This window comes from Miniimonas arenae (assembly GCF_006351005.1).
Classification (GTDB): domain Bacteria; phylum Actinomycetota; class Actinomycetes; order Actinomycetales; family Beutenbergiaceae; genus Miniimonas; species Miniimonas arenae.
Genome location: NZ_VENP01000084.1, coordinates 1 through 7,178 on the forward strand (window position 1 = coordinate 1; position 7,178 = coordinate 7,178).

Here is a 7,178-nt window from a genome sequence, read left to right on the forward strand (position 1 = left end):
CCTTCCTCATCTACCTCGCCTGTCGACTCATCGGCGCAAGTCGGACAGGCGGCCGAGCGGGGACAGCGCCCCATGCCGTCCTCCCGGTCAAGGCGTCGTAGCGGCGGCTCGACTAGAGCAGGTACACCTACTGCAATACCCCTATGGGGTATCATCTTGGTGAGTATGCGGGCGTCGTCGGAGTGTCAGTAGGGGACCAGAGGGCGGCGGCATCGCTAGAGAGGATGTGGAGGATGTCGAGCCACGATCATCATCACGGTGGGCACGAGGCGCCGTCTCATGCTCATCATCACCCGGCGCCGGACGCGGAGAACTTGGTGCACTGTCCGGTGATGCCGAACAATTTCGTGGACCCCGAGCAGGCTGAGCAACAGGGCCTGTACCGGGACTACGAGGGCAAGCGGTACTGGTTCTGCTGCGCTGAGTGCGGCCCGTTGTGGGATGCCGACCCGGCGCGGTACGCGCACGCCGCCTGACGGGCTGGGGTGTCGCTGCCACGGCGTTCAGGTGGCGTCGTGGCGCGATGCTCTACCGTAGTGAATAGGGATCGTGGGTGCTGGCAGCGTCAGGGACTCGGAGGTTGAAGGGAGGACGGCGATGGGTGCTCTTCGCTCGGTGATGACCGGCGGGTCGCCTCGTCGTCGTGGCCTGCTCCTGTTTGGCCTGCTGATGATGGTGATCGCTGGGCTGTTCGCGATGCACGTTCTGAGCATGTCCGGCCCGCAGGGGCATACCTCCCCGACCCTGACGATCGAGACCGACCACGCCGCCGCGGAGACGCTGCCGGACGGCGGCATGTCGGCCGATGTGGCAGATGAGATGGCCGGTGCCAGCATGAGCGATGCTGCCGCGGCCGGTGAGACGCACTGTGGTGATGGGTGCGGGGAACCGGCGCCGAGCCATTCGATGCTGATGATGGGGTGTGTGATCGCGCTCCTGATCGGCATGGTCCTCCTGATCGCCCCCGGCCTGTGGGGTCGCGGGTGGCTGACGCGGTTGCTTGCTGTTCGGGCGCTGCCGCTGCTGGGCGCGGTGCTGCCACGCCCGCGACCGCCTTCTCTCATCGTTCTTTCGATCAGTCGCACCTGAGTTGCGCTGCGGCGTCCCACGGACCATCGGGTCCGCGTGATGCCTGTCTGTCATGCCCCAGCCGGGGTGTGGATGGACCGCGACTCTTCATTCGACTGACGAAAGGACAACTTCATCATGCGTATGCGCATGCTTGCGCTGGCTTCGACCGCGCTCATCACGACTCTGGTGCTCGCCGGGTGCGGGCAGAACAACGACCCCGGCATGTCCGGGATGGATCACGGCTCGTCAAGCTCCAGCCCCTCCTCGTCGGAGGCCAGTGCGGACTTCAATGCTGCGGACGAGATGTTCGTGACGATGATGATCCCGCACCATCAGCAGGCCATCGAGATGGCCGATCTGATCCTCGGCAAGGACGGGATCGATGAGCGGGTGGTGACACTGGCTCAGCAGATCAAGGACGCCCAGGGGCCCGAGATCGAGACCATGCAGGGCTGGCTGCAGGAGTGGGGTCTGCCTTCGCCCGACCCGTCCGCGGGCGGCATGGAGGGCATGGACCACGGCGACGGCATGATGTCCGAGGAAGACATGGCCGCGTTGGAGTCCGCGACCGGTGTCGAGGCGACCCGGCTGTTCCTGCAGGGCATGATCGAGCACCACAACGGCGCGATCATGATGGCCGAGACCGAGCTGTCCAACGGACAGAACCCGGATGCGCTGGAGCTGGCGCAGCAGGTCATCGACGGCCAGAGCGCCGAGGTCACGACGATGCAAGAGATTCTGGACAGCCTCTAGCCGTCCTCGGCAGGTGCGGCGTGGGAGCCCGACCACCCATGGTGCGGGCTCCCACCGTCCTGCCGCTGCTCTTGACACCGGTCTCCCCGTTTTCGCGGCCGGTTCCTTCTGCCGACCTACCGGCGGCCTCTGTCGTCGTCCTGCTCTCCCGAAAGGCCCGTTTGATGTTCTCTCGTCTCCGTTCCTCGCCTCGCCGCGCGCTCGCCGCGCTCGCCGCCGCCGTGGCTGCTGTCACTGTCCTGGCTGGCTGCGGCGCCTCGTCCGCACCGTCCTCCTCGGCGCAGACTCCGGTCGAGTTCGGGCACATCCACGCGGTGGTGCCCGAGGCCGATGCCACGATCCTGGTCGGCACGCACACCGGTCTGTACCGCGTCGATGCCGAAGGCTCCGTGGAAGGCCCGTTGGGTGGCTACGACTTTGACCTGATGGGCCTGACCGTCACCGACGGCATGCTGATCGCCTCCGGGCATCCCGGCCTGGACACGCCGTCGGAGTTGGGGTCACCGAATCTCGGCATCATCCGCAGCGAGGACGGCGGGCGGAGCTGGGAACCGGTCGCGTTCACGGGCGAGGAGGACTTCCACATCCTGACCGCCGGTCCCGATGGGCAGGTGTACGGGATCGGGTCGAGCAGTCCCGCGGTACAGATCAGCGGCGACTCCGGCAGCACCTGGACGGCTGGCAGCGAGGTGACCGCCGCTGATCTTGCGGTCACCGCAGACGGCGTGATCTATGCGGCCACCCAAAGCGGGCTGTTCGCCAGCCAGGACGACGCGGCCACCTTCGGACTGGTCGCTGATGCACCCACGCTGTACCTGCTCGATGCGGCCGGAGACGAGCTGGTCGGTATCGATACCGATGGGCAGCTCTGGCGGCGCAGCGGCCAAGCCGCCTGGACACCGATCGGCACCGCCCAGGGGACCGTCGCCGCCCTCGGTCTTGCCCCGTCCGGTGTCGTCTACGTCGTGGACGACCGCGGCATCGTCGCGCTCGACGGCGACCAGGCCACCACCATCCTGCCCGCCCTGTAGGGCTGGGCCGAACAGTCATAGGAAACGCCATGAACAAGAAGATGAACACCGTCGTCCTACAGGTGGCCGGTCTGCATTGGGCCTCCTCCTCACAGCTCGCCGAGAAGACCCTGGGGCGACGGCCCGGAGTGGTCGCCGTCGAGGTCAACCCGGTCGCGCAGACCGCCAATGTCACCTACGACCCCGACGCCACGACGGTCCAGCAGCTCCGCGCATGGGTCACCGAGTGCGGATTCCACTGTGCCGGACAGTCCGTGCCGCAACACATCTGCCACCCCAGCGACGAGCCGCACGCCTCGCATTCGACGGGTCCTCACTCCCACCACGACAGCGCGCCACAGCACCACCACGGAGCAACCGGTGACACCGAGCACGACCACTCCGCCCATGCCGGCCACGACATGGCGCCGGCCTCGCCAGGGCCGGCTCACGCGCATGGCGACTCGGCACCGGCGACCGCGCAGGAGGTGATGGGGCACGGCGGCCACCACGGCGGCATGTCGATGGACGCAATGATCCGTGACATGCGCAACCGTTTCCTGGTCGCGCTGATCCTGTCCATCCCGATCACCTTGTGGTCTCCGATCGGCCGCGAGGTCATCGGGTTCACCGTCCCGGCACCGTTCGGGCTGCGCGACGACGTGTTCTCGCTGATCTTGTCGCTGCCGGTGATCTTCTACGCAGCCTGGATCTTCTTCGACGGCGCCTACCGGGCACTGCGCGCGAAGACGCTGGACATGATGGTGCTGGTCGCGGTCGGTGTCGGCGCGGGCTGGCTCTACAGCCTCGCCATCACCCTGACCGGCGGCGGTGAGGTGTTCTACGAGGCCGCCAGCGTGCTCGCCACCTTCGTGCTGCTCGGCCACTGGGTGGAGATGCGCGCCCGCGGCGGCGCGAACGACGCCATCCGCCGGCTGCTGGAACTCGCACCGGCCCGCGCGGTGGTGATCCGCGACGGCAACGAGGTCGAAATCCCCACCGCCGAGGTCGTTCCCGGTGATCTGCTGCTCGTCCGGCCCGGCGCGAAGGTCCCGACCGATGGGGAGGTCATAGACGGCACGTCGGAGGTCGATGAGTCAATGGTCACCGGCGAATCGATGCCAGTCGAGAAGACCCCCGGCTCAGCGGTGATCGGCGCGACGGTGAACACGGTCGGCACGCTTCGGGTCAGGGCGACGAAGGTCGGTGCCGACACGGCGCTGGCGCAGATCGTGAAACTGGTGCAGGAAGCGCAGAACTCCAAGGCTCCCGGTCAGCGGCTCGCGGACCGAGCAGCATTCTGGCTGGTGCTGGTCGCCCTGATCGGCGGCAGCCTCACGTTCCTGGTCTGGTTCCTCGCCGGAGCGGATGTGCCGATGGCGATCCTGTTCGCGATCACCGTGGTCGTCATCACCTGCCCCGACGCGCTCGGCCTCGCCACCCCGACCGCGATCATGGTCGGTACCGGGCTGGGCGCCAAACGCGGGGTGCTGTTCAAGAACGCCACCGGCATCGAGACCGCCGCCCGGATCGACACCGTGGTGTTCGACAAGACCGGCACCCTCACCAAGGGCGAGCCCGAAGTCACCGACTATCTCGCGGTCGGCACCGACGACTTGGACCTGCTGTCCTTCGTCGTGGCCGCCGAACGAGAATCCGAGCACCCGCTGGCGAAAGCGATCGTCGCCTACGCCGACGCCCGCGACATCCCACGCCGCACCGCGACCGCGTTCCGCAACATCACCGGGCAAGGCGCGATCGCCACCGTCGACGGGCATCGGGTCGTGCTCGGCAACACCCGGCTGATGGTCCAGGAAAGGATCGACACCAGCCAGATCGACGCCGCACGCGAAGCCCTTGCGGCGAGCGGGCGCACCGCGATCATGTTCGCCGTCGACGGCACCATCGGCGGAGTCATCGCATTGGCCGACGCACCCCGCGAGACCGCGAAAGCCGCGATCGACGCCCTCCACGAGACCGGTGTCGAAGCCGTCATGCTCACCGGCGACAACCAGCCCACCGCGCAACGGATCGCCTCCCTGCTGGGCATCGACACCGTAATCGCCGACGTGCTGCCCGAAGACAAGTCCGCCAAGATCACGGAGCTGCAAGCGGCCGGGAAAAAGGTCGCGATGGTCGGCGATGGCGTCAACGACGCCCCCGCTCTCGCCCAAGCCGACCTCGGCATCGCGATCGGCGCCGGCACCGACGTCGCGATCGAAACCGCCGACGTGGTGCTGATGCGCTCCGACCCGCTCGACGTTCCCGTCGCGCTGCGGATCGGCAAGGGCACCCTGCGCAAGATGCGGCAAAACCTCGGCTGGGCCATCGGCTACAACGCCATCGCGCTGCCCATCGCCGCCGGCGTGTTCTACCCGGCGTTCGGGATCATGCTGTCCCCGGAAATCGCGGCGATCAGCATGTCCGGCTCCAGCGTCATCGTCGCAGTCAATGCCCTGCTCCTCAAACGACTCCGCCTTCCCGACCAAGCACCCGCACCAGGCAGCGCCACCGCGAGCGAGCCGGCCGGGCCGGTGGAGCCTTCCCCGAACGGAGCACTCCGATGAGCCCGGCCAGCCAGCTCCCCATCCGTCATGATGCCGGCCTCGGCATGGAGCGGCTGTGGAGCAGACGCGCGTCCCTCGGCCTCGGACTCGGCGTGGGCGCGGCGGCGACACTCGCGCTCGCCGGCTGCACCTCCTCCGCCGCCTGGGTGAACCCGGACAGCGCCGCCGTACGAGACCGCGAACGGCAACGCGGCGGCACCGGAAAGACCACCGCAGTCACCCTCACCGCCGCATCGGCCAGCCTGGACCTCGCCGGCACCACGGCACAGACCTTCGCCTACGGCGCCGTACCCGCCCCGATCATCCGCCTCAGCGCCGGCGACACCCTCAAAGCGACCATCCGCAACCAGCTCCCCGTCGAGACCTCCGTGCACTGGCACGGGCTCGCGCTGCGCAACGACATGGACGGCGTGCCACCGCTCACCCAGCAACCCATCGCCGCCGGTAGCAGCTTCGACTACGAGTTCATCGCGCCCGATCCCGGCACCTACTGGTTCCACCCCCACGTCGGCGCGCAGCTCGACAGCGGACTGTACGGGGCGCTCATCGTCGAGGACCCGAACGAGCCCCTGGCCTACGACGACGAGTGGGTCATCGTCTTAGACGACTGGCTCGACGGCGTCACCGCCACCCCCGACGAAGTTCTCGCTGAGCTGTCACGCGGGATGGGTGATATGGGCGGGATGGACGACATGTTCATGCGGATGGGCAACACCCTCATGGGCGCCACCTCCGACCTACTCGGCGGCGACGCCGGAGACGTCTACTACCCGCACTACCTCATCAACGGCAAACCCGCCGCCGACCCGGCCCAGTTCACCGGCACACCGGGCAGCCGAGTGCGGATACGACTCATCAACGCCGGCGGGGACACCGCCTTTCGATTCGCGGTCGGCGGGCACCGCCTCACCGTCACCCACACCGACGGGTTCCCCGTCGAACCCGTCGAGGTGGACAGCGTTCTGCTCGGCATGGGTGAACGCTACGACCTTCTCGTCACCCTCGGCGACGGCGCGTTCCCGCTCGTCGCGCTGGCCGAAGGCAAACGCGAACGCGCCGTCGCCGTAGTGCGCACCGGTGTCGGCAACACACCGCCGCAGGACGCGGTGCTCTCCGAGCTGGACACGGCCCGTGTCGCGACTGCCGCGATCCTCACCGCCGCGACCGATGTCGCTCTCGACACCAAGACCCCTGACCGGGAGGTCACGCTGACGCTCACCGGCTCAATGGCCGACTACGACTGGGGCATCAACAACAAGCGGTTCGACCCGACCCAGCCGCTGCGCGACGCGCACGCGGTCCGGGCCGGTGAGCGAGTGCGCCTCCGCATGGTCAACGAGACCGAGATGTGGCATCCCTTCCACCTACACGGGCACACCTACCAGCACTCAGACGGTGGGCCACGCAAAGACACTTCGATCATCCTGCCGAAGCAGACCCTCACCGTGGATTTCGACGCCGACAACCCCGGCCAATGGGCCGCACACTGTCACAACATCTACCACGCCGAAACCGGCATGATGACCGTCATCGGCTACCAGACCTGACGCACGTCGTACGAATCGTCGGGCACGGGCGACAGTCTCCACCGGTTGATCTTGAACGCGCGATGGCACGGTCATGGTGAACGGATCAACGCCAGGGCCAGGCATGACAGCCTACGCACCTTTGTTGGCCCGCACCCGTACCATTGGGCCCTACCCCCGGATGTTGGACACGGGGTGTGATTACGCGGCGGTCGGCAGCGTAGCGGCCCGGCGGGCCTCGTAGGTGGACG

6 protein-coding genes are annotated in these 7,178 nt (G+C 67.7%); all 6 read left to right on the forward strand.

The features are described 5' to 3' along the window. The first annotated feature begins 332 nt into the window (after positions 1-332). The 6 genes from FH969_RS16180 (at position 333) to FH969_RS14225 (ending at position 6,948) form a co-directional block, all read left to right on the forward strand. Entirely contained in the window at positions 333-476 is a 144-nt protein-coding gene (locus FH969_RS16180; protein ID WP_231935871.1) for a YHS domain-containing protein, read from the forward strand. Positions 477-597: 121 nt separating this feature from the next. Beyond that, positions 598-1,089, forward strand: a complete 492-nt coding sequence (locus FH969_RS14205; RefSeq protein ID WP_108717364.1) for a DUF6153 family protein — start codon at positions 598-600, stop codon at positions 1,087-1,089. A 117-nt stretch (positions 1,090-1,206) separates the two neighbouring features. Beyond that, positions 1,207-1,824 carry a DUF305 domain-containing protein gene (locus FH969_RS14210; protein WP_105185408.1) on the forward strand — a complete coding sequence of 206 codons (618 nt, stop codon included), beginning with the start codon at positions 1,207-1,209 and terminating at the stop codon, positions 1,822-1,824. Positions 1,825-1,862: 38 nt separating this feature from the next. Further along, complete coding sequence (locus tag FH969_RS14215; RefSeq protein ID WP_199916493.1) at positions 1,863-2,855, forward strand: F510_1955 family glycosylhydrolase; 993 nt, start codon at positions 1,863-1,865, stop codon at positions 2,853-2,855. A 29-nt stretch (positions 2,856-2,884) separates the two neighbouring features. Continuing rightward, positions 2,885-5,401 (forward strand): heavy metal translocating P-type ATPase, encoded by a 2,517-nt coding sequence (locus tag FH969_RS14220; protein WP_234417602.1) that lies wholly within the window; start codon positions 2,885-2,887, stop codon positions 5,399-5,401. A gap of 44 nt (positions 5,402-5,445) precedes the next feature. Next, a complete protein-coding gene (locus FH969_RS14225) occupies positions 5,446-6,948 on the forward strand; it encodes a multicopper oxidase family protein (RefSeq protein ID WP_139987828.1) in 1,503 nt (500 codons plus the stop codon). Positions 6,949-7,178 lie beyond the last annotated feature (230 nt).

Coding starts and splice junctions, on each gene's coding strand:
- FH969_RS16180 (WP_231935871.1), top strand. CDS start 333: ATGCCGAACAATTTCGTGGACCCCGAGCAGGCTGAGCAACAGGGCCTG.
- FH969_RS14205 (WP_108717364.1), top strand. CDS start 598: ATGGGTGCTCTTCGCTCGGTGATGACCGGCGGGTCGCCTCGTCGTCGT.
- FH969_RS14210 (WP_105185408.1), top strand. CDS start 1,207: ATGCGTATGCGCATGCTTGCGCTGGCTTCGACCGCGCTCATCACGACT.
- FH969_RS14215 (WP_199916493.1), top strand. CDS start 1,863: ATGGTGCGGGCTCCCACCGTCCTGCCGCTGCTCTTGACACCGGTCTCC.
- FH969_RS14220 (WP_234417602.1), top strand. CDS start 2,885: ATGAACAAGAAGATGAACACCGTCGTCCTACAGGTGGCCGGTCTGCAT.
- FH969_RS14225 (WP_139987828.1), top strand. CDS start 5,446: ATGGAGCGGCTGTGGAGCAGACGCGCGTCCCTCGGCCTCGGACTCGGC.